This is a genomic window from Streptomyces sp. NPDC046712, assembly GCF_040645695.1.
GTDB lineage: Bacteria > Actinomycetota > Actinomycetes > Streptomycetales > Streptomycetaceae > Streptomyces.
In genome coordinates, this window is record NZ_JBEYYW010000030.1 from 46723 (window position 1) to 66612 (window position 19890).

General features: G+C 69.9%; 20 protein-coding genes and 2 pseudogenes. 14 read left to right on the plus strand and 8 right to left on the minus strand.

Going from position 1 to position 19890, the window contains the following annotated elements; genetic code table 11:
- The first annotated feature begins 363 nt into the window (after positions 1 to 363).
- Positions 364 to 957, plus strand: a complete 594-nt coding sequence (locus ABZ939_RS30610) for an NAD(P)H-dependent oxidoreductase (protein WP_361862254.1) — start codon at positions 364 to 366, stop codon at positions 955 to 957.
- A gap of 171 nt (positions 958 to 1128) precedes the next feature.
- On the opposite strand, the gene ABZ939_RS30615 is transcribed toward ABZ939_RS30610, so the two are convergent.
- Positions 1129 to 2739: an FAD-binding oxidoreductase gene (locus ABZ939_RS30615; protein WP_361862257.1), complete on the minus strand. Its 1611-nt coding sequence runs from the start codon at positions 2737 to 2739 to the stop codon at positions 1129 to 1131.
- 66 nt (positions 2740 to 2805) lie between these two features.
- Here ABZ939_RS30615 and ABZ939_RS30620 point away from each other — a divergent pair, with 66 nt between their 5' ends.
- Positions 2806 to 3435 carry a TetR/AcrR family transcriptional regulator gene (locus ABZ939_RS30620; RefSeq protein WP_361862260.1) on the plus strand — a complete coding sequence of 210 codons (630 nt, stop codon included), beginning with the start codon at positions 2806 to 2808 and terminating at the stop codon, positions 3433 to 3435.
- A gap of 90 nt (positions 3436 to 3525) precedes the next feature.
- A pseudogene (locus tag ABZ939_RS30625) lies at positions 3526 to 3865 on the plus strand (IS5/IS1182 family transposase); the annotation flags it as partial.
- A 27-nt stretch (positions 3866 to 3892) separates the two neighbouring features.
- On the opposite strand, the gene ABZ939_RS30630 reads toward ABZ939_RS30625, so the two are convergent.
- Positions 3893 to 4327 carry a VOC family protein gene (locus ABZ939_RS30630; protein WP_361862263.1) on the minus strand — a complete coding sequence of 145 codons (435 nt, stop codon included), beginning with the start codon at positions 4325 to 4327 and terminating at the stop codon, positions 3893 to 3895.
- Positions 4328 to 4503: 176 nt separating this feature from the next.
- Here ABZ939_RS30630 and ABZ939_RS30635 point away from each other — a divergent pair.
- Positions 4504 to 4641 (plus strand): annotated as a pseudogene (locus tag ABZ939_RS30635) (IS701 family transposase); the annotation flags it as partial.
- A 108-nt stretch (positions 4642 to 4749) separates the two neighbouring features.
- On the opposite strand, the gene ABZ939_RS30640 reads toward ABZ939_RS30635, so the two are convergent.
- Together ABZ939_RS30640 and ABZ939_RS30645 are read right to left on the minus strand one after the other, a co-directional pair.
- Positions 4750 to 4995: a transposase gene (locus ABZ939_RS30640; protein ID WP_361862266.1), complete on the minus strand. Its 246-nt coding sequence runs from the start codon at positions 4993 to 4995 to the stop codon at positions 4750 to 4752.
- The gene (locus ABZ939_RS30645) at positions 4995 to 5579 is read right to left on the minus strand and encodes a DinB family protein (RefSeq protein ID WP_361862268.1); all 585 of its coding nucleotides are present in this window, start codon (positions 5577 to 5579) and stop codon (positions 4995 to 4997) included. Before ABZ939_RS30645 ends, ABZ939_RS30640 begins: the two co-directional genes overlap by 1 nt.
- A gap of 5 nt (positions 5580 to 5584) precedes the next feature.
- Between ABZ939_RS30645 and ABZ939_RS30650 the strand changes: the two genes are divergently transcribed.
- Positions 5585 to 5713, plus strand: coding sequence for a hypothetical protein (locus tag ABZ939_RS30650; RefSeq protein ID WP_257548903.1), 129 nt, complete (start codon positions 5585 to 5587; stop codon positions 5711 to 5713).
- Between the two features lie 9 nt (positions 5714 to 5722).
- On the opposite strand, the gene ABZ939_RS30655 is transcribed toward ABZ939_RS30650, so the two are convergent.
- From ABZ939_RS30655 to ABZ939_RS30665, 3 genes are all read right to left on the minus strand, one after another.
- Positions 5723 to 5917 (minus strand): hypothetical protein, encoded by a 195-nt coding sequence (locus tag ABZ939_RS30655; RefSeq protein ID WP_361862271.1) that lies wholly within the window; start codon positions 5915 to 5917, stop codon positions 5723 to 5725.
- Between the two features lie 92 nt (positions 5918 to 6009).
- Entirely contained in the window at positions 6010 to 6408 is a 399-nt protein-coding gene (locus tag ABZ939_RS30660) for a hypothetical protein (RefSeq protein ID WP_361862274.1), read from the minus strand.
- Between the two features lie 313 nt (positions 6409 to 6721).
- The gene (locus tag ABZ939_RS30665; RefSeq protein ID WP_361862277.1) at positions 6722 to 7369 is read right to left on the minus strand and encodes an RDD family protein; all 648 of its coding nucleotides are present in this window, start codon (positions 7367 to 7369) and stop codon (positions 6722 to 6724) included.
- Between the two features lie 185 nt (positions 7370 to 7554).
- On the opposite strand from ABZ939_RS30665, the gene ABZ939_RS30670 reads away from it, so the two are divergent.
- The 3 genes from ABZ939_RS30670 (at position 7555) to ABZ939_RS30680 (ending at position 11616) form a co-directional block, all read left to right on the plus strand.
- Positions 7555 to 8253: a CPBP family intramembrane glutamic endopeptidase gene (locus ABZ939_RS30670; protein WP_361862280.1), complete on the plus strand. Its 699-nt coding sequence runs from the start codon at positions 7555 to 7557 to the stop codon at positions 8251 to 8253.
- A gap of 401 nt (positions 8254 to 8654) precedes the next feature.
- Positions 8655 to 9389, plus strand: a complete 735-nt coding sequence (locus tag ABZ939_RS30675) for a translation initiation factor IF-2 (RefSeq protein ID WP_361862283.1) — start codon at positions 8655 to 8657, stop codon at positions 9387 to 9389.
- A gap of 427 nt (positions 9390 to 9816) precedes the next feature.
- Positions 9817 to 11616: a SpoIIE family protein phosphatase gene (locus ABZ939_RS30680; protein ID WP_361862286.1), complete on the plus strand. Its 1800-nt coding sequence runs from the start codon at positions 9817 to 9819 to the stop codon at positions 11614 to 11616.
- Positions 11617 to 11644: 28 nt separating this feature from the next.
- Here ABZ939_RS30680 and ABZ939_RS30685 read toward each other — a convergent pair whose 3' ends face one another.
- Complete coding sequence (locus ABZ939_RS30685) at positions 11645 to 13273, minus strand: carboxylesterase family protein (protein ID WP_361862289.1); 1629 nt, start codon at positions 13271 to 13273, stop codon at positions 11645 to 11647.
- 409 nt (positions 13274 to 13682) lie between these two features.
- On the opposite strand from ABZ939_RS30685, the gene ABZ939_RS30690 reads away from it, so the two are divergent.
- The 6 genes from ABZ939_RS30690 (at position 13683) to ABZ939_RS30715 (ending at position 19743) form a co-directional block, all read left to right on the plus strand.
- A complete protein-coding gene (locus ABZ939_RS30690) occupies positions 13683 to 14741 on the plus strand; it encodes an ABC transporter substrate-binding protein (RefSeq protein ID WP_361862291.1) in 1059 nt (352 codons plus the stop codon).
- Position 14742: 1 nt separating this feature from the next.
- Complete coding sequence (locus ABZ939_RS30695; protein WP_361862294.1) at positions 14743 to 15621, plus strand: branched-chain amino acid ABC transporter permease; 879 nt, start codon at positions 14743 to 14745, stop codon at positions 15619 to 15621.
- Positions 15618 to 16595: a branched-chain amino acid ABC transporter permease gene (locus tag ABZ939_RS30700; protein ID WP_361862297.1), complete on the plus strand. Its 978-nt coding sequence runs from the start codon at positions 15618 to 15620 to the stop codon at positions 16593 to 16595. The genes ABZ939_RS30695 and ABZ939_RS30700 overlap by 4 nt, the downstream gene beginning before the upstream one ends.
- The gene (locus tag ABZ939_RS30705) at positions 16592 to 17353 is read left to right on the plus strand and encodes an ABC transporter ATP-binding protein (RefSeq protein ID WP_361862300.1); all 762 of its coding nucleotides are present in this window, start codon (positions 16592 to 16594) and stop codon (positions 17351 to 17353) included. The genes ABZ939_RS30700 and ABZ939_RS30705 overlap by 4 nt, the downstream gene beginning before the upstream one ends.
- Positions 17350 to 18057 (plus strand): ABC transporter ATP-binding protein, encoded by a 708-nt coding sequence (locus ABZ939_RS30710; RefSeq protein WP_361862303.1) that lies wholly within the window; start codon positions 17350 to 17352, stop codon positions 18055 to 18057. The genes ABZ939_RS30705 and ABZ939_RS30710 overlap by 4 nt, the downstream gene beginning before the upstream one ends.
- A 171-nt stretch (positions 18058 to 18228) precedes the next feature.
- Positions 18229 to 19743, plus strand: coding sequence for a DHA2 family efflux MFS transporter permease subunit (locus ABZ939_RS30715; protein ID WP_361862306.1), 1515 nt, complete (start codon positions 18229 to 18231; stop codon positions 19741 to 19743).
- Positions 19744 to 19890: the final 147 nt, after the last annotated feature.

Below are 19890 nucleotides of genomic sequence, written 5' to 3' on the forward strand. Positions count from 1 at the left end.
GCGATGGGCCCGCCCCCGGTGGGGACGGCCCATCGCGACGTCACGGAGCAGACGCCCACGAGCGCCCTCATTCTGACGGGCCGTCGGGTCACCAGCCGTTACGCGCGGTGCTTCGGTACGGCCGACACGGGACCCGGGCGCACCCCGTCACCAGCGGGGAGGGCCTGGCCGGGCGCGGCCACCGAACCTCGGCGTGCCAGGCTCTCGCGCGCGTTCACGCCGGCGGACCACGGTGGCCCGCTCTCCTGACGTACAGGCTCGGGGCCGTGACGGTGATCGCTCACGTAGCGGTCGGTCCTCCCGGATGCATAAGCTGCTCGTGGATCATTGGCCAACGCCTGCTGATATCTACGGGGATGAGTAATGCGCGCAGGGGTCTATCTCGCACATCCACGGCCGGGAAGCTTCAACCACGCCGTGTTCGATGCTGTCGTGGACGAACTGGGCGACCGAGGATGCCACGTACTCGCGCACGACCTCTGCGCCGAAGGGTTCGCACCCGTGCTGGCGGCCGACGAGACGCGGACGGTCCAACCGGCCTCCAGCGCCACCGACTCGCAAGTGGCCCTGCATCGCGCGGAAGTGGCCACACTCGACATCATGGTGTTCGTGCACCCGAACTGGTGGGGTATGCCGCCCGCGGTTCTCACGGGCTGGATACAGCGCGTACTCGCGCCCGGCGTCGCCTACAAACTCAACACCGCGGAAGGCGAGCCCGCCGGGCTGCTGAAAGCCGGTCGGGCCCTCGTCCTGAACACCTCGGACACGCCCGACGACCGCGAACAGAGCGAGTTCGGGGACCCGCTGGACAGGATCTGGTCGGCCTGCGTGCTGCCGTACGTGGGGGTTACCGACGTTCGCCGGACCGTCTTCCGCACGGTCACCGACTCGACCGACGAGACACGCGCATCCTGGCTGCGCCAGGCCCGAGAGCAAGCCGCCGCGCTGCTGGCCTGACAGCGCCACTGGCGGCGACCGCGCCGATGCCATGCGCCTGGGCGACGAGCCGGCGACGTCGACGGACCCCTCACGTTTCACCCGGAACAGGCTTCGTTGACAGGCGTACCGCCGAGGGTCCGCGAACGGCGGCGACAGGAGCGGAACGGTTGCAGCCGCGAGTTCCACTGCTCAGTCGATGAGCACACCGGGGTTGAGGATGCCCCGCGGGTCGAGCGCGCCCTTCGCGGCGCGCAGCGCGAGGGCGAAGGGCTCGGGGCGCTGGCGGTCGTAGCCCGGGCGGTGGTCCCGGCCCACGGCGTGGTGGTGGGTGATCGTGGCTCGGTGGCGGTGCAGGACGTCACTCGCCACAGCCTTGAGCTCGTCCCAGAGAGCGTCCTCGTCGCCGGAGCGGCCGGCGGCGAGGACGGTGAAGTACGGTGCCGCGCCGTCGGGATAGACGTGGGTGAGTCGGCAGTTGACGGTCGCCGGGTGTCCGGTCGCCTTGAGCGCCGCCTCACCGACTTCCTTGCGGACCATGTCGATCAGGGCCGGGATCCGGTCCCACGTGGCCGCCGTCTCGAAGGTTTCCGCCACGGCGCCCATCCTGGCCAGACCGTCGCGGAGGTAGGGCATCCGGAGGAAGGCCGAACGCCAGGCGCTGACGGCCGCGTCGGCACGTGCGCCATCTGCGGCGGGCGTGGCGGCCTTGGCCCGGCCGCCGTGGGAGCGAGCCAGGTCAACGGCCTGTGCGAGCCGAGCGGCGACCGGTTCGTCCGCCGATTCGAATCCCAGGACGAGTACGGCGGAGCCGTCGTGCGCGGCGCCGGACAGTGCGGCCTCGCCTGTGTCGAGGAGCCGGCAGTTGGCAGGGGAGAGGTCCGACTGCGCGATGGCGCGCACCGCTTGCAGTGCCGCGTGGAAGTCGGTGAAGGCGAGGGAGGCGGACTCCTTGTGGACGGGGCGTCGCTGGACACGCACCCATGCCTCGGTGATGACGCCGAGCGCTCCTTCGGAGCCGAGGAACAGCCGGTCGGGGGAGGGGCCCGCGCCCGACGCCGGCAACCGCCACGAGGCGCCGGAGCCTGCTGGGGTGACCACGTGCAAGGACTGGACGAAGTCGTCGATGTGCGTGCGGCCGGTGGCGTAGTGGCCGCCGGCCCGGGTGGCGAGCCAGCCGCCCAGGGTGGAGAACTCGAAGCTCTGCGGGAAGTGCCGCAACGTCAGGCCGTGGGGCCGGAGTTGGTCCTCCAGGCTCGGGCCGAGGGTTCCGGCCTGGATGCGTGCGGCCAGGCCGAGCGTGTCGACCTCGAGGACACGGCCCATGGCGGTCAGGTCGAGGGACATCACGGCGCGGTGTGCGTCACCGCGGTACTCCACGCCACCCGAGACCGAGGACCCGCCGCCGTACGGGACGACCGCGATCTGCCGCTCACCGGCCCAGTGCAGCAGGTCGGCCACCTCGTGATCGTCCGTCGGGCGTCCGATGAGGTCCGGGATACGGCCTGGGCGCCCGCGCAGGGCGCGTACGACGTCGCGATAGGCCTTGCCCATGGCGTGGGCGGCGCGCTGCTCCGGGTCGGCGTCGACCACATGCGCGAGGCTTGCCGGGGGTTCGACGGCGGGCGCCCCGATGTGCAGGTCACAGATGCGGGGGACGGGGAGCGGTCGCGCGAGGGTACCGGGGATCAGGGCCCCCATCGCGGTGCATTCCGCGTCGTCGGGATGCGCGTCCTGCCACCCCCACCCCCACCAGGAGCGTGTGCGCGTGCGGGAGGTCGGCTGCGGCGTCGTGCCGGACATGTGCGCTCCAGGGGTGTCGAGCGGGAATTTACTTCGAGGTAAATTACCTACTGATAATATCGGCGTATGGCAACCCCCCGCTCGAAGGCCGGTACCAAAGGAGTCCCGCGGCATCACCGCGAACAGCAGATCCTGGACGCTGCCACGGAGGAGTTCGGCACCCGCGGCTACGCGGCCGCCTCCCTCGCCGCGATCGCCGAGCGCGTCGGCGTCACGAAGACGCTGCTGCACCAGTACTTCGGCACCAAACAGGACCTGTATCTCGCCTGCCTGACCCCCGTAGGGGACCGGCTCCTGGACACCATCCGCACCGCGATGGGGCAGGACGGGACCACCGCGCGCACGTCCCTGCGGGTGCTCCAGAGCATCTTCACCGCCTTGGAGGGGCAGCGGGAGGCGTGGTTCGTGCTGTACGACACCTCACTGCCGCCCGACGGCGAGGCCGCCCGCCGGGCGGCGGAGTACTGGTCGGCGATCGACCGGCTAGCGGCCGACGGCACAGCTGACCTGCTGCGCGCGACGGGGTCCACCGACCCTTTGGACGCCGACGCGCTCAAGTACGTCTGGCGGGACCTGGTCGCCACTCTCGTACGCTGGTGGGTCAAGCACCCCGACCAGTCCCCGGAGGCCATGACCCAGCGCTGCGCCCGCCTCTTCGCGGCCGCCGCCGCGCTCGGGCCCGACCAGGCGGCCTGAATCCGGGCGCCCGCAGCCCGGCGCCCAGCTCGGGACGGAGCCGCTCTCGGTGGTTCGCGGCGGGGACATCACCGTCTGCAGCCTGTGAGCCGGTGCTCGACCAACCACCGGGTCGTCATCGACAACCACCCTCTGCTCGTCGTCGCCAGCGGCCGGCCGATCACCGGCAATTGCAACGACTGCAAGGCGTGGAATCTGTCCGATACGGAGGCCGCCGTCGCCCGGACCACGGTCATCGCGGGCGACGGCCGCCGAGCACCGGCCTGCTTGGAAGGAGGAACACAACACCTCCCACCGCAAGGCCCTGGCCCGCGTCGAGCACGTCCTCGCGCGGCTGAAGACCTGGAAGATCCTTCGCGAGCGCCGTCTGAAGGGCGATGGCATTCACACCCTGATGCTCGGCATCGCCCGACTTCGCAACCTCGCCCTCACGGAACCTCGTCGTCTCGGAGGATGCTCAGTCGAGACAGAACTCGTTGCCCTCAATGTCCTGCATCACGATGCAGGACTCATCGAAGCCGTCGGCACGCAGCAGTCGCACGCGCACAGCGCCGAGCGCCACCAGTCGTGCGCATTCGGCCTCGAGTGTGGCGAGGCGCTCTTCCCCCACGAGCCCGGTGCCGACCCGCACGTCAAGATGCAGCCGATTCTTCCCGACCTTGCCTTCGGGGACGCGCTGGAAGTACATGCGCGGACCCACGCCTGAGGGATCCATGCAGACGAACTCGGAACCCTGACGCTCAGGCGGCAGCGAGCGATCGAAATCGCCCCAAGTGGTGAACCCCTCCGGTGGCGGCGGTACGACGTACCCCAACACCTCGCACCAGAAACGAGCGACGCGCTCAGGTTCTGCGCAGTCGAAGGTGACTTGGAACTGCTTGATCGATGACATCGGCGCACCATAGCAGGGGGCCTCTGTTGCTCATTTCCCGGTGTGAATCCGCATGTTGTCGGCAGAACGGCCCCCTGCTGGTACTCCAGCAGTGCATCGTGACCTTGCCGGCACGGGAGAGTGCGGACTCGCGTACGGCCACCGCTGATCACCAGCGTGTGAAGGCAGACGATCACATGGTGGCCGCAGCACGGCGGCAGCCGGCCTTTGAGGGCCTGATGGACCGCATCGCGGGCCGGTTCATGCGGGTCGAACCCCATCGCCGGGTAAGGCGGTTGATACTTGGGCTGCTCGCGGACCTGCCGCGCAATTGCGCGCTCGTGGTGCCGGGCGGCCGAGCCTGCCCCGTACACCGAGTTCGCCACCAAGCCCGAACTGGCCGCCCGCATGATCGCCGCCAGTGGCCGGCAGGCGGGTCGATGTCAGTCCACCTCGCCGCGGGCCCCGAGTTCGTCCAGCACCGCCCGGTGCAGCCGACGCCACAGGCCGGCCTCCGTCCATACCGTGAAGCGGCGATGCACGATGGCGGGCGACGTGCCGAACGTCTGCGGCAGATGCCGCCAGGCACAGCTGCTGGTCAGCGCGTACACCACTGCCGTGAACGCGGCCCGCTCGTCACACGGAGCGGTTCCACCACCTCGCGGAGGAGCAGCGAAAGAGACAACCACTACGCCTTGCTTGGTGCGGACGACCTGGCGGCCTGCTCGATCTTCGCGCAGTAGGCTGCACGGGCTTCCTCGTCGATCTGCTTCTCGTGTTCGGCGCGCAACCCGGTCCGGCCGTCGAGGCCCTCGCGCAGGATATCGGCGTGCCCGGCATGCCGGATGGACTCGCCGAGGACATGGACCATGATGGCGAACAGGTTCGTCTCGGCATGAGGCTCCGGCCACCACGGCACGTGGCCGGGGGCGTCGAGGGGAAGCTCGTTGATCGTCGCGTCCGAGTGTTCCCACGTGCGCCGGTAGAACCCGATGATCTGATCGCGGGTCTCGTCCTCGGTCGCCCACAGATCGCCGCCGTTGGAGTCCTGCCACCGGGGCAGCGGTTCCGGGGAAGGGCGGTCGAAGACCTCGCCGAAGTACCTGGCCTCGACGGTGGCCACGTGTTTGACCAGGCCGAGGAGGTTGGTCCCGGTCGCTGTCAAAGGCCGGCGGGCGTCGTACTCGGACAAGCCGTCGAGTTTCCAGAGCAGCGCCTTGCGGTCCCGCCGCAGTCTCCCGTGCAGGTTGTCTTTCGCGAATTCATCGATCATGAGGGATGAGCCTGCCATGGGCTGCTCGTGGTCTCAAGATCCCGTACGTGGTCCGCAACGACTGGCAGAGCCGAGGCCTGGCCATGGCCGCCGCCCTGACCTGCTACAAGAAGCTCGCGAAACTTGCGACGTGAGACAACCTCTTAGTAGTCCATGGCTACCACGACGTATACGCAGGCCATGACTGCGACTACGCAGACAAGGGCCATGACGACGAGCACGCAGGCGAGCGCCCCCGTGGTACCAGCGATTGCCGTCCAGGCAAGCCGTGTTGCCTGCTCGGCCCGCTGGACTGCGTCGTCGTAGTCGCTGCTGTCGTTCCAGCCGCGTTCGGCCATGATCACCCCTTGACTTGACCCTGCAACTCGGCGACTCGCGCCCAGAATCCGACGGCTGGTCTCGTAGACGCCGACGAGGTCTTCGCCCGGAGCTAGTACCCGCGGCCCCACCAGAGCAGTGCCACTGCCGCAGCCAGCAGGAGACCGGCACCTGCCAGGACCTTGGCGGCCGTCGGGCGCCGACGTGGGTCCGCGAAGGCCGCGAGGAGCAGGAGGGGGATCGACGGGAAGAAGAGGAACATCCCGAACCAGGCGCCGATCAGCGACCACGGCAGCAGCACCGCCGAGATGGTCCCGGTGGCCCGCTTGAAGGCCGAGGGCCGGGCGTGGAGGAACAGCGGTATGGCGAGTACCACGGTGGTCGCGACCACGAGCGGAAGTACGAAAAAGCCGTCCCCGGAGGCGACGATCGGCGGCAGCGGGGTTACGGCGGCGCACACGGCCAGGCCGAACTGCCAGGGATGAACACTGTCGCGCGCGGTGGCCCGCATGGCCGCCCCCAGGATCCGATTCCTTGAACGCGTTCAAGGTATCCCAGCCGATAGCGGACCCGGACGTCGGGCCCGACGCCGACCGCGACCGACGTTCGCACCATCCGTGGGCGCCGATCCGGTCCAGCGAATCGAAACGATTACGGCGCCTGGAGCCCCGGGCCGATCGCCTGCCCTTTGACTCCGAGTCGGGCGGTCGGCTCTGTACGCACGCTAGGACGTGCTGGGCTGAACTCCCTTGATGAATGCCCAAGGCCGAGTCTCACCGGCGTCCGTGTCCAGCTCCGCTCCGTGCGGGGCGGAGGGCGACCGGTCAGGCCGCGAGGTCCGTGCGGCGGGCGTACCGCAGTCCGGCGAGGTCGGCGTGGTAGAGCTCGCCGTCGTCGTTGTCCGCGACGGTTCCGCGCGCGGATCCGCCGCCACCCAGACCGCGGAAGAACGCCCGCAGCCAGTAGTACGGCTGGAGGGGCAGCCAGCACAGCCCGCACAGCCAGCGGTACACGGCGCGCCAGAATCCTGGACGCCCACCGTCGGCGGCACGGATCACCCGTACCCCGGCGATCAACTTGCCGACGCTCGCCCGGAACAGGACCGTCAGGAGTACCTGGTTGACGAAGGAGGCGCCCAGCAGCACGGCCAGGGCGATCAGTGGGCGGCCCTCCTCGCCGCGCGCCAGCAGGTACGGGCCGCCCACCGCGACGACGAGGTCCAACGTCACAGCGAGCCACCGCCGCCCCTCCCCGGCGGGCCCCGGCACACGCCGCGGTACATGTCCGTAGGGCGATGGCTGCTGTCCGTACGGGGCCTGCGGGGCGAACGGTGCCGCGGGCTGTGGCGGGGCGTACGCCTGACCGTACGGGGGCTGGGAGTAGGCCGACGGCTGCTGCGGGAACGGGGACTGCTGGTTGGGCGCGTACTGCCGGTTCGGCTGGTTCGGTTGGTACTGCGGTGGCGTGCTCATGCCCACATCATGCTGCCTCTGCGAGAAGGCTTCCGCGTATCGATCGACGACTCGATCACTCGAACAGGGTTGCTGCTCAATCCGAACCAAACGATCACATTGGGAGAGCGGATCCTTTTCGCAACAGGGGAGCGGGGCGCGTTGCGGGGCCTTCGCCGGGACCTGTCGGCGATCCTGGGGGAACCATGTGGATGCTGCTCCTGGTCGTCTTGGTGCTCGCGGCCGTAAACGTGGTCAACAACCGGTTGGCCCCCGGCCTCTACGTGCCGGTCTGCGTCGCCACGGCGGCCCTGCTCCTGCTGATCGCGCGGCTCGCCGGACTGACAGCGCGCGATCTGGGGCTGGGGAGGGACTCTGTCCGCCGCGGACTGCGCTGGGGGCTGATCCTGGTCGCGGCCGTCGTCACGGTGTACCTGGCTGGGCTCGCCGTGCCGTTCACCCGGGATGTCTTCGAGGATCGGCGTGCCGCAGGTCTGACCTCCGGCGAGCTGATGTACCACGCCCTGGTCCGCGTGCCGCTCGGCACGGTGGTGCTCGAGGAGATCGCCTTCCGTGGTGTGCTGTGGGCCATGGTGGAACGACGGTGGGGCCACCTCTGGGCGACGACCATCTCCTCCTTCCTCTTCGGCCTCTGGCACGTCCTGCCGGCACGCGGGTTGACTCGCGCCAACGCGGCGGCCGAGGCCGTCTTCGGCACCGGCCCGGCCGGCGTGGCCCTGTCGGTGGTGACGGCTGTCGCCGGCACGGCCATTGCCGGGGTCCTGCTCTGCGAACTCCGTCGCCGATCGGGGAGCCTGATTCCGCCCATCGCACTGCACTGCGCGGTGAACAGCACGGGATACGTGCTGGCCTGGACGGCTGGACGCTGGTGGGGTTCCTCTTGACTTCCACGCCCCGGCCTCCATCGCGGCAGGGGCATGCATGCCCGCGTAACGGACCGGCGCGGTGAAGACGGTCCGGTTGATCGGCTCGGGTGTCGCTGCGGTCCCGCCGAGCGGGCCGCCCAGGTCCACACGGCGGCCGGTGAGAGCCTGCAGCGCCGACCAGATCTCCGCGTGGGCCACCCGTGGGCTCGGCGTCCGCCTTGGGGTTGGGCACCCTGAGCGGGTACTTGTCGTGGTAATTGCCGCGCAGGTGCCGGGGTCCGATCGAGGTGCACGCCCGCCGCCGAAACCTCACGGGGGGCGCCACATCGATCGCCCCGACCGGCTGAGTACGATCACCTACGCCGGTCTGAGTACGTGAGCGGTTGTCCGCCGCGCGCGGGTGCCGGAAGGGTGGACACATGCGCCGACTGCTGCTGCTCGCCCCGCTGTTGCTGTTCACCGTCGGCTGCGGGGTGGTGCAGTCCTCCGAGGACGAGGCGACATACGCCGCACGTGAGGTGGCGAGGAAGGCCGGCGAGCGGCTCTACGGCCAGCGTCCGCGCACGGCGGAGGAGGTCGGGCGCTCCGCTTCCGGCATCGACGGGGTGGAGGTACTGAGGGTGACTGGTACCTCTACACACGACGGGGACGGCGTCGACGTGGTCGTCCGCACGTCCGGCTCTGCGTACGACGCATGGTTCGACCCCGACGTGGTCGTCATGCGGCGCTGTTTCGCGGTGCGGGTGTCGCCCAAGTCGGAATGGGGTGAGGATCCCCGTGACGTGGACTGCCCGGATGGCCCTCCGCTGAAGTTCGCCCCGCCACCCGAACCGCCCCGGCTGCCGTACGAGCAGCTCCGCGCGAAGCTTCCCCGGGTGCCGAAGGGCGGCCGGGTGGACGAAGCCGAAGTGCGCCGTACGCTCGCCGCCCTGGACCTGGATCCGGCGATCCGTTCCGAGGTGAAGGCGGACGGCGGCCGGGTCGGCGTCCTCCTGTCGGTGAAGGGCAACGGCTTCGACGCGCAGGACTGCCTTCTTGCCCGCGTGGGCCCCGGCACCACCGAGGTGTGGGTGCCGTCCCGGATCCAGCGGATGCCCGGAGAGGGCGGCTGCACCGTCGGCAACGCCCTGGACCCGGCACCGCCACCGCACTGAACGGGGTGGCCGGCTCCGGCGAAGAGCCGCCTGCACCTTCCCCGCCGTCTCCGTGATGTCGCCGCGTCGCCGTGGTGTCGCTGGCATCGGGCTGCAAGAACGGGCTGCACACCTTCGCCGTCGCCTCGCCGTCGTACGGGCGACCGGGCGACAATGGAGGCGTATCGCTCGGCAGGCGAGGCGCGACATGCACATATCCAGCACTGGTGACCGGCCGCAGGCGCGCGCAGCTGTGGGGGCCGATGCGGCGGCGGTTGTGGTCGACCGAGCGGGTGTGGTGCTGTTCAGCACACCGAAGGCCACGACCCTGCTCATGTGTCCGCCTGGATCGCCCTGTCCGGCCCTCGTGGCAGCCCTGCGGAAAGCCGGCCACGCCGTGGCACGGTCCGTGCCGGCGGAGGGAGAGTCGCCGGGTCCTCCCGCCACTTTGAGGTACGTCGTCGTCCCGCTGGAGTCGACGGGCGGCTCTGTCGCCGATGCGGGGCCGTGGCTGGTCCTCCTGGAGGACGGTGACAGGGAGGCGGCCGCCGCCGCACGCCGCCGTACCGAGCTGGCTCATGTCGCCGCCCTGGCCCTCGGCGAGTCCCTCGACGTGACGGAGGTCGCCCGGACGCTGGCGAATCTCCTCGTACCCGGCTTCGCCGACCTCGCGACCGTCGATCTGGTCGAGGCCGTCCTGGTCGGCGACGAACCCGCTCTGCTCGACGTCAGCAGCCAGGTGCGACTGCGACGCGTCGCAGCGGCACAGAGCCCTGGCGTGTCCGCAGAGCATCTCCTGCAGGTCGGCGAAGCCGTGCCGCCCCTTCCCGAGAGCGCTGTGATGCGCCCGTTGATGGAGGGGCGAGCGGTCGTCGTCTCCGACATCGGGGTGCTCAGTTCCGGGCTCGGAGCGAACCCTGGAACCCTGAGCCTGCTCATCCCTGACGGCGCACACTCGTCCGTAGCCGTTCCGCTGTACGCCAGAGGACTCGTACTCGGCTGTCTCACCCTGTGGCGGGGCCCGCCCTCCGAACCCTTCACCGACGCGGACGGCTCGGCGCTGGAGGACATCGCCTCGCACGCCGCCCTCGGCGTCGACAACGCCCGCCGCTACGCGCGCGAGCACCGTTCCGCGGTGACCTTGCAGCGCAGCTTGCTGCCCGGCGCGGCCAAGCATCTTCCAGGAGCCGAGACCGCAGGGGTGTACCGGCCGAGGGCCGGCGGCCCAGGAGCCGGTGGCGACTGGTTCGACGTGATACCCCTGCCGTCCCTCCGCGTCGGCATGGTCGTGGGGGACGTCGTCGGCCACGGTCTGCAGGCCACCGCCGCGATGGCGCGTCTGCGAACCGCCGTTCGCGTCCTCGCCGACCTCGATCTCGACCCCGACGAGCTGCTCACCCACCTCGACGACCTGGTCCTCGGCTTCTCCGATGCCACCGACAGCCACGGACCGGACCCCGCGGTCCTCGGCGCGACCTGCCTGTACGCCGTGTACGACCCGGCCTCCGGCACCTGCTCCGTATCCAGTGCCGGACATCCGCCCCCTGCCGTCCTGCCGCCGTCGGGCGACGCGCCTGCCTTTCCCGATCTGGTGCCCGGCCCGCCGCTCGGGGTCGGCGGGATGTCGTTCGCCACGACGCACTTCGAGACCCCTTCCGGCTCCCTCCTCGCCCTGTTCACGGACGGCCTCGTCACGAGCAGGACCAGCGGCGTCGAGGAGGGCATGAACCGGCTGACGGAGGCCCTCGGGCGGGTGGGCGACACGCCGCTGGACGAGGCGAGCCGGGAGCTCCTCGCCCGACTCACGCCCCGGGACCCGGCCGATGACGTGGCACTCCTCCTCGCCCGTACCCGCATGCTGCCCGCGCGGGACGTCTCCGCCTGGGAGCTCGAGCCGGATCTGGCGAACGTCGCCCGCGCCCGAGAGCTCGTCACGTCGCAGCTCGCCGCATGGGGCCTGGACGAAGCGGCGTTCGTCACCGAGCTCATCGTCAGCGAGCTGGTGACGAACGCGATCCGCTACGTCGGTGGCCCGGTCGGTCTCCGACTCATCCGCGGCCCTGAAGGACTCGTGTGCGAGGTGTCCGACACCGGCACCACCCAGCCCCGCGTACGACGGGCCCGCGAGACCGACGAAGGAGGCCGTGGACTGTTCCTCGTGTCGCAGCTCGCGGACCGCTGGGGGAGCCGCTTCACACCCGGCGGCAAGACGATCTGGTCGGAACAGGTCGTCGAGGCCCCGGTGTAGCGGCGCCCCGTCCCTCTGCGGACACGACCTAAGGCGCTGTCGGATGGTGCAGGCGCCGCCAGTAGCCCGCGAGGTCGCCGACGGCGGTGGTGACCGAGTCGAGGGCCATCGTCGTGCGGGAATCCCGGTCGTAGCGGTCCCAGCGCGGCATGGGGTCGTCGTTGGGGTCGCCGGTGCGGATGAACGAGATCCAGGACGCGTGCATGGTCGCGGCGAGACCGTCACGGACACGAGGGTTGAGCCCTGTCAGGAACGGGGCCTGCGACCACTTGTCGAAGTTGTTGAACACGAACGGCAGTTCCAGGCAGTGTGCGGCCGCGAGCTGACCGTTGTGCGCGGGCGTCGGAAGATCGAACTGGTACGCCCAGACCGGACGCCCGCGAGCGGCGCGGCGTTCGGCCAGCGCCAGAGCGGGCATGCGGAACAGGTCGTCGGTGATGAGATCCATGAGCACGTCCACCGGGCGGGCGCCCGGACGGGCCTCCTCGTACGCGGTGTACGCCTGGGCCGCCCGGTTCCCGAAGGTGTCGCGTGCTCTTGCGAGCACCTGCTCCTTGGTCGCCGCGGCGTACGGCTCGCTGAGCGCGAAGGCGAAGTTGGCCTCTTCCCTGGTCCAGCCGATCAGAACGTCGATGTCCGCCCCGGCGCCGCTGAGCAGCAGGTCGGCGGGGTCGCGGTCCAGCGTGACCTCGTCGAGAACCGGCAGGAACGGGGTCGACCAGTATCCCCACCGGCCGGTGCGCTCGAACATCTCGAAGGTGGCGGCGATCAGGCGGGGCCAGGGCACGGCCCGTAGTTCCGCCACGTTCTTCGCGCCCAGGATGTCGAGGAAGGCGGCGGTCCGCTGAAGCGACTCGGCGCGCGTGGGGATCTTCAGCCCGAGCGGAGGGCTCTGCAGGATGGCGCGCCGGAACAGCGGGCGGCCCTTGAGCCGAGCCCCGGCCAGCGCCGCGACCGACAGTGCGCCACCGGACTGGCCGGCGAGGGTGATGCTGTCCGGGTCGCCGCCGAACGCGGCGATGTTGTCCCGTACCCAGCGCAGGGCGGCGAGTTGGTCGGTGAGCCAGAAGTTCCCCCCGGCTCCCTCCTCGCCGAAGTAGAGGTAACCCAGCGGTCCGAGCCGGTAGTTGACGGTCACGACGACAAGGTCGCCGCTGCGCGCGAAGGTCTCGCCGGAGTAGATGGGCAGGGAGCCGGATCCGGAGATGAAGCCGCCGCCGTGGATCCACACCATCACCGGTCGCTTGGCGTCGTCGGCCCCGGGGGTCCAGACGTTGAGCGTGAGGCAGTCCTCGTCGAAGGGGGGCGAGCCGTGCGTTCCGAGCACCTGGTCGCCTCCTTCCCGGTAGGGCTGCGGGGCGCTCGGACCGAAGGTGGTCGCATCGCGGGTTCCCTGCCATCCGGGGTGAGGCTGAGCCGGGCGCCATCGAAGAGCGCCGATCGGCGGCGCCGCGTAGGGCACGCCCTTGAATACGGTGAGGCCGCCTTCCGTGCTTCCGCGCAGTCCGCCCGTGGGCAGCTCCACGACGGGCGAGGATGCGTGCGTACGCGGGGCGGCCTGCGCCGCGCGCCCGCCCGACAGGCCCGAGAGCAGTGCGGCGCCGGCCAACACCCCGCTGTTCTTGAGGACTTTGCGCCGCGATGGATCGTCGGTCATGGTGCTTCACTCCCTGACTGATCAAGAGCCCGGTCGCGCAATCGGCATTGCGTGAAATTGACGATGGCTAGTGTTGCGCCATGCGTGTGGACGAGGTCAAGGGGTGTGGGCCACTATCTCGCGATCCCTTGACGGCCGTCTTGAAAGCGCGATAGACACGTGTCACCTTCGGCGCTCCTCAACCGGCGGCCAGGTCGCTCCTGAGAGCTGGACCTCCCTCGCCAGGGACCCCTCAAGGCAGCCCCATCAGCAACATCCAGCCCTCCCAGGCTGGTTGACAACGTACGGAGTTTCCATGACAAGTCGGTTTCGTCCCGTTGGTCTGATCGCCGTGACGGTGACCCTCTCGCTGGTTACGGCATGTGGGGGTTCCAGCCTCGGGACCGGCGGCGACAAACAAGACGGGCCCGTGAAGATCGGGCTCCTCGTCCCGCAGTCGGGGATCTACAAGGCGCTGGGCGACGACATGAAGCAGGGCTTCGAGCTCTACGTCGAACAGCACGGCGGCAGACTCGGCGGGCGCGAGGTGGAGATCGTGGTCGCGGACGAAGGAGAAACGGCCGACTCGGGCAAGGCTGCGGCGGAGAAACTGGTCAAGCAGGACCGGGTGCTGGCGGTGAGCGGTGTCGTGAGCTCGGCCACCATCAACGGGGTCAAGGACCTGTTCGAGACCAGCAAGGTCCCGCTCGTCGGCTCGAACGCCTCGCCCACGACGCTGACCGGGACCAAGTACATCTGGCGCACCTCGTACGTCAACGACGAACCCGGCAAGGCACTGGGCAAGCACGTGGCGGAGAAGGCCGGCGGCCCGGTGTTCCTGATCGCCGCGGGCTACCAGGCGGGCAAGGACGAGGTGGAGGGCTTCAAGTCCACCTTCCTCCCGGCGGGCGGCAAGATCGCGGGGGAGGAGGTCTACACACCGTTCCCCGGGACCAAGAACTTCCAGCCGTACCTCGCGCAGATCGAGACATCCGGTGCGAAGGCCGTCTTCTGCTTCTACGCAGGCGGCGCGGCCGTCGACTTCGTCAAGCAGTACCGGGACTTCGGACTGGCCGGCAAGATCCCGCTCTACGCGCCCGGCTTCCTCACCGAGGGCGGTGTGCTCAAGGGGCAGGGAGAGGCGGCCAACGGCATCCTCACCGCACTCAACTACAGCGCGGACCTGGACAACGTCGCCAACAAGCAGTTCGCTCCGGCGTACATGTCCGCCCACGGGTCGGCCCCGACCACCTACGCGATGGCGTCATGGGACGCGGCGCAGGTGCTCGACAAGGCGATCAAGACGGCCGGTTCCACGGTGACCTCGGAAACGGTCAACGCCGCCATCGCCAACGTAGGGGACATCGACAGCCCCCGCGGCATCTGGCGGTTCAACAGCGGCGGCACGCCCATCCAGCCCTGGTACCTGCGTGAGGTCAAGCAGGGCGCCAACACCGTCAGCTCCGAGCTCGGCCGGCTGGGCGGCTGACATGACCGGATGGTTGGACGGCAACTTCGTCAGCGTCATCGACGGGGTCGCCTTCGGTCTGCTGCTGTTCACGATCGCGGTCGGCCTCTCCCTGGTCTTCGGCATGATGGACGTACTCAACCTGGCTCACGGCACGCTCTACCTGGCCGGTGCCTACGTCGCCTACGCACTGTCCGACGGGAGCCTGGGGGGTCTGCTCCTCGCGCTGACGGCCGGTGTTCTGGTGGGCGCCCTGGGCGGAGCGACACTCACATTCCTCACCCAGCCGCTGGCCCGGCGCGGACACCTGGACCAGGCCGTACTCACGCTCGGCATCACCTTCATCGTCGCCGACCTCCTTGCCGCGGCCTTCGGCAGCGAGGTGCTGCCCACCGACCCGCCGACGTCACTGCGCGGGACAGTGAGTCTCCTCGGCCACGCCTACCCGGTCTACCGGCTGGTGTTCATCGGCGTCGCGGCCGGCCTCGCCATCGTGGTGCACCTCGTGTTCGAACGCAGCTCACTCGGAGCACTGGTACGGGCCACCGTCGCGGACCGGGACATGGTCCGCGCGCTGGGCGTCGACGTCCGCAAGGTGCTCTACGGGGTCTTCGCGTTCGGCGCGGCCCTGGCCGCGGTCGGTGGCGTCCTCGGGGCGCCGATTCTGGGACCTGGGCCGGGCGTCGACGAATCCGTCCTCGTCCTCTCACTCGTCGTCGTGGTGGTCGGCGGCCTCGGATCCGTGCGCGGTGCGCTCGTCGGCGCGCTTCTCATCGGCCAGGTGCAGACACTCGGAGTGGCGCTGCTCCCGGAGTACGCCCCCTTCCTGCTCTTCGGCACCATGCTGGCCGTGCTCGTCATCCGCCCGCACGGCCTGGTCTCGTCGGCGGTGCGCGCATGAGTCCTTCCGCACCTGCCCGATCCACCGCACGGCGGCTCGCGGTGACCGCCGTTGCCGCCGCGCTCGCGGCGGCCCCGTTCGTCCTGGGCTCGTATGCCATCGGCACACTGTCGCGAATCCTGGTGTTCGCCCTTCTCGCCCTGAGCGTGAACCTGCTCACCGGCCTGACCGGACTGCCGACCCTCGGCCAGTCGGCCTACTTCGGCGTCGGCGCCTACACGGCGGCGATCGCGGCGACCCGGCTCACCGACATCGGGGTTCTTCAACTCCTCATCGCCGCCGGCGTCTCCGCACTCGTGGCCGTACCGACAGGGTGGCTGGCTGTGAGGGCCCGAGGCGTGGTGTTCCTGATGCTGACGCTGGCCATCGGCGAGATCGCCCACAGCGCCGCCGTCAACTGGAAGTCGCTGACGAACGGCACCGACGGTGTATCCGGCATCCCGCCCGTCGTACCGTTGCCCGGCATGCCCGCGCTGGAGCTCGACGGGCTGGTCTATTTCTATGTCCTGGCCGTATTCCTGCTGCTCTTCGCGGCCGTTTCCCGCCTGGGCTCGACGCCGTTCGCCCTTGCCCTGCGCGGAATCCGCGACAACGAGTCCCGGATGAGGGCGATCGGATATCCCACCCGGCGCTACGCCCTGACCGTCTACTGCGGCGCCGGGGCACTGGCCGGTGTCGCCGGAGCCCTGTGGGTCTCGGTGCAGCGGTTCGTCTCGCCCGGCGACGCGGGATTCGAGATCGCCGCCCTGGCGCTGCTGGCCGTCGTCATCGGCGGATCCGGCTCGATGTGGGGGGCCTGCGTCGGCGCCGCGCTCATCTGGCTCACGCGCGACTACCTCGGAAACCTCGAAGCCATCGCCGGACGGGGGCCGCTGCTGCTCGGCCTGTTCTTCGTCGTCGCCGTCTACACACTGCCCCGCGGGCTGGCCGGCGTACGGCTCCCGCCCAAGCTGACCCGGAAGAGGACGGCGTGACAGATCTCGATCTCCTGGAACTGCGACAGGTGTCAAAGCACTTCGGGTCCTTCAAAGCCGTTGACGATGTCTGCCTCACGGTGCGCGCGGGCGCGAGGCACGCGATCATCGGCCCGAACGGGGCAGGAAAGTCAACCCTGTTCGGCCTGATCTCCGGAACGTCGGCGGCCAGCGCCGGATGCATCCTTGTCGACGGGCAGGACGTGACCCGGCTGCCGGTGGACCGCCGGGTCGCGCTCGGTTTCGCCGCGACCTTCCAGCACTCCAGTCTCTTCATGCGCGAGACCGTGCTGGAGAACGTCCTGCTCGCCGTGTTGCGCCGGCCCGGTACGGGACTCGGCGGCTGGCGAAAGGTGAGTACCCGGGCCGCGGCGCTCGCGCAGGCGCGCACACTGCTCGAACGAGTGGGCCTGCCCACCCGGCATGACGCCCAGGCGGCAGAGCTCTCGCACGGCGAACGACGACAGCTGGAAGTCGCCGTCGCCCTGGCCACCGAACCCCGGCTGCTGCTGCTGGACGAGCCGGCCGCCGGAATGTCGCCGGCGGAGACGGCGCGACTCACCGAACTGCTCGGCGCCCTGCCCGGCGAGGTGACCGTACTCCTGATCGAACACGATCTCGACATGGTCTTCGAACTCGCCGACACGGTGACCGTCATGCACCTCGGCAGACACCTGAAGACAGGCTCCCCGGAGGAGGTGCGGGCCTCCGCCGAGGTCCAGAGCGCCTACCTCGGCACCATGGAGGTGGCCTCGTGAAGCCGTTCTTCAGCGTACGAGAACTGCGCTCCGGCTACGCCGGGGGCATCGTCCTGGGCGGTGTGGATCTCGACCTCGACGCAGGCGGGATCGTCGCCGTCCTCGGGCGCAACGGAGTCGGGAAGACCACCCTCATCTCGACCGTCATGGGACTCGTCCGCCCGTACGGAGGCAGCGTCACCCTGGACGGCCGGGAGATCGCCGGGGCCCGCGTCGACGTGATAGCCCGGGCGGGGGTGGGTGTCGTTCCGCAGGGGCGTCGTGTCTTCGCGCCGCTGACCGTGGCGGAGCACCTCGCCATCGCCGCGCGGCGTCCGACGCAGGGCCCGTGGACGAGGGCCCGCGTCCTCGACCTGCTGCCGCGCTTGGGGGAGCGGCTCGGGCATCGCGGTGACCAGCTCTCCGGAGGGGAACAGCAGATGCTCGCGATCGCCCGGGCCCTGCTGGGCAATCCTCGCCTGCTACTGCTCGACGAGCCGTCCGACGGCCTCGCTCCCGCGATAGTCGCCCAAGTGGGCGAGGTGATCCGCGAGGTGAGTGTGCAGGGCATGTCGGTCCTCCTCGTCGAGCAGAACCTGGGGCTCGCCTTCTCCGTCGCCCAGAACGTGGCAGTCATGCAGAAGGGCCGCATCGTCCACCAGGCACCCTGTGCGGAATTCGAGTCCCGTCCCGATGACCGGCGACGTCTGCTGGGCGTCGACTGATCTGACGACTCAACCAGAACCTCCCTTACCCGGAGGTTTCGACCATGTCTTCGTCGTGAGCAAAATGGTTTGAGCATCGGCGGCGGCTCCGACAGGATCGGGGAACAACGATGAGTTCTTCCCGGCGCCGCGGTCTGTCAGTGTGACCTGCCACATACGGAGGACACTCACATGACGGAAGGCGCCATGCTCGCACCACACGCAACGCCCACGCTCTCGCCCGACCGCGTCACCGGCGTGCTGCGGATCCTCGTGCTGTCCACGTTCGTCGTCCTCCTCAACGAGACGATCATGGTCAACGCGATCCCGCGGCTCATGCGCGAGTTCGACGTCACCGCGGCAGCCGCAGGGTGGCTGTCCACGGCCTTCATGCTCACCATGGCCGTCGTCATCCCGGTGACGGGGTGGTTCCTCCAGCGCGTGACGACTCGGACCGCCTTCGGCCTGGCGATGGCACTCTTCCTCGCCGGCACGGCTCTGGCCGCGGCCGCGCCCGCCTTCCCCGTTCTGCTGGCCGCACGCGTCATCCAGGCCGGCGGCACCGCCGTCATGATGCCGCTGCTCATGACGACGCTGATGACCCTCGTGCCCCCGCACGAGCGCGGCCGTGTCATGGGCAACATCACCCTCGTCATCTCCGTCGCGCCCGCCCTCGGCCCTGCGGTCTCCGGTGTGCTGCTGCAGCTGGGGACATGGCGCCTGCTGTTCTTGGCCGTACTGCCCATCGCCGGAGCCATGGCCATATTCGGTCGGCGCAAGCTGGTGAACATCGGTGAGCCGCAGGCGGGCCCGATCGACTGGTTGTCCGTCCCCCTGGCGGCAGCGGGCTTCGGCGCCCTGGTCTACGGCCTGAGCGGGCTCGGTGCCGGGGACGCGGCCCAGGCCCCCATGCCCCCTGAGGCCACGACCCTGGCCGGCGCCGTGCTGGTAGGCCTGTTCGCATGGCGACAGCTGGCACTGCAGCGCTCGTCCACACCGCTGCTGGATCTGCGCGCCCTGACCTTCCGTCACTTCTCCGTGGCACTCGGCCTGATGTGCCTGTCGTTCATGGCCCTCATGGGCGCGTTCATCCTGCTGCCGATCTACCTGCAGGAGGTGTGCGGCCTGACCTCACTGCAGACCGGGCTGCTCCTCATCCCCGGCGGCCTGACCATGGGCCTGCTCGGACCACAGGTCGGCAAGCTCTACGACCGACTCGGCGCACCACGCCTGGTCGTACCCGGAGCCGCACTCACAGCGCTGTGCCTCGCGCTGTTCGCCCTCACCGGCGAACAGACCTCGCCGTGGCTGGTGCTCGCCCTTCACGTCGCCCTGAGTGTCGGCATGGCGTTCGTCTTCACCCCCGTCTTCACCTCCGGCCTGTCCGTACTGCCGCCGCACCTCTACCCCCACGGCTCCGCCATCCTGGGCTCGCTCCAACAGGTCGCGGCCGCCGCCGGCACCGCCCTGGTCATCAGCGTCATGTCGGGACGCGCCGCCACGGCAGCGGCCCATGGCGCCGACACCACCGCCGCCCTGGCCACGGGCATCCGGTGGGGGTTCGGCATCGGGGCCGTCCTCGGCGCCCTGGCGGTGCTGGTCGCGCTGCTGGTCCGCACCCCGCCCACTCCGCAACAGCCCGCTGAGTCGGAGGCCCAGGACGAAGACGGCACCGCGACGAACAAAACCGCCCACACACCCACCTGACGCCCTGGACGATCGGCCCGTACTCGCCGCGGCGAGCGGGCGATGGAGACGGCGCACCGGCTAGGGCTGCTGTACCCGGAATGGGCGGAGCCGGCGCGGCGGGGGCCGCCCTGGTCGTCGCGGTCGGTGCCTCGCGCGACCCCGGCA

What these genes read in the sequence shown, in the direction of transcription:
- ABZ939_RS30630 (WP_361862263.1), bottom strand. Translation starts at nt 4,327, where the DNA reads ATGTCATCGATCAAGCAGTTCCAAGTCACCTTCGACTGCGCAGAACCT.
- ABZ939_RS30645 (WP_361862268.1), bottom strand. Translation starts at nt 5,579, where the DNA reads ATGATCGATGAATTCGCGAAAGACAACCTGCACGGGAGACTGCGGCGG.
- ABZ939_RS30675 (WP_361862283.1), top strand. Translation starts at nt 8,655, where the DNA reads ATGCGCCGACTGCTGCTGCTCGCCCCGCTGTTGCTGTTCACCGTCGGC.
- ABZ939_RS30695 (WP_361862294.1), top strand. Translation starts at nt 14,743, where the DNA reads ATGACCGGATGGTTGGACGGCAACTTCGTCAGCGTCATCGACGGGGTC.
- ABZ939_RS30615 (WP_361862257.1), bottom strand. Translation starts at nt 2,739, where the DNA reads ATGTCCGGCACGACGCCGCAGCCGACCTCCCGCACGCGCACACGCTCC.
- ABZ939_RS30700 (WP_361862297.1), top strand. Translation starts at nt 15,618, where the DNA reads ATGAGTCCTTCCGCACCTGCCCGATCCACCGCACGGCGGCTCGCGGTG.
- ABZ939_RS30650 (WP_257548903.1), top strand. Translation starts at nt 5,585, where the DNA reads ATGAGCCTGCCATGGGCTGCTCGTGGTCTCAAGATCCCGTACGTGGTC.
- ABZ939_RS30660 (WP_361862274.1), bottom strand. Translation starts at nt 6,408, where the DNA reads ATGCGGGCCACCGCGCGCGACAGTGTTCATCCCTGGCAGTTCGGCCTG.
- ABZ939_RS30610 (WP_361862254.1), top strand. Translation starts at nt 364, where the DNA reads ATGCGCGCAGGGGTCTATCTCGCACATCCACGGCCGGGAAGCTTCAAC.
- ABZ939_RS30620 (WP_361862260.1), top strand. Translation starts at nt 2,806, where the DNA reads ATGGCAACCCCCCGCTCGAAGGCCGGTACCAAAGGAGTCCCGCGGCAT.
- ABZ939_RS30685 (WP_361862289.1), bottom strand. Translation starts at nt 13,273, where the DNA reads ATGACCGACGATCCATCGCGGCGCAAAGTCCTCAAGAACAGCGGGGTG.
- ABZ939_RS30665 (WP_361862277.1), bottom strand. Translation starts at nt 7,369, where the DNA reads ATGAGCACGCCACCGCAGTACCAACCGAACCAGCCGAACCGGCAGTAC.
- ABZ939_RS30715 (WP_361862306.1), top strand. Translation starts at nt 18,229, where the DNA reads ATGACGGAAGGCGCCATGCTCGCACCACACGCAACGCCCACGCTCTCG.
- ABZ939_RS30670 (WP_361862280.1), top strand. Translation starts at nt 7,555, where the DNA reads ATGTGGATGCTGCTCCTGGTCGTCTTGGTGCTCGCGGCCGTAAACGTG.
- ABZ939_RS30655 (WP_361862271.1), bottom strand. Translation starts at nt 5,917, where the DNA reads ATGGCCGAACGCGGCTGGAACGACAGCAGCGACTACGACGACGCAGTC.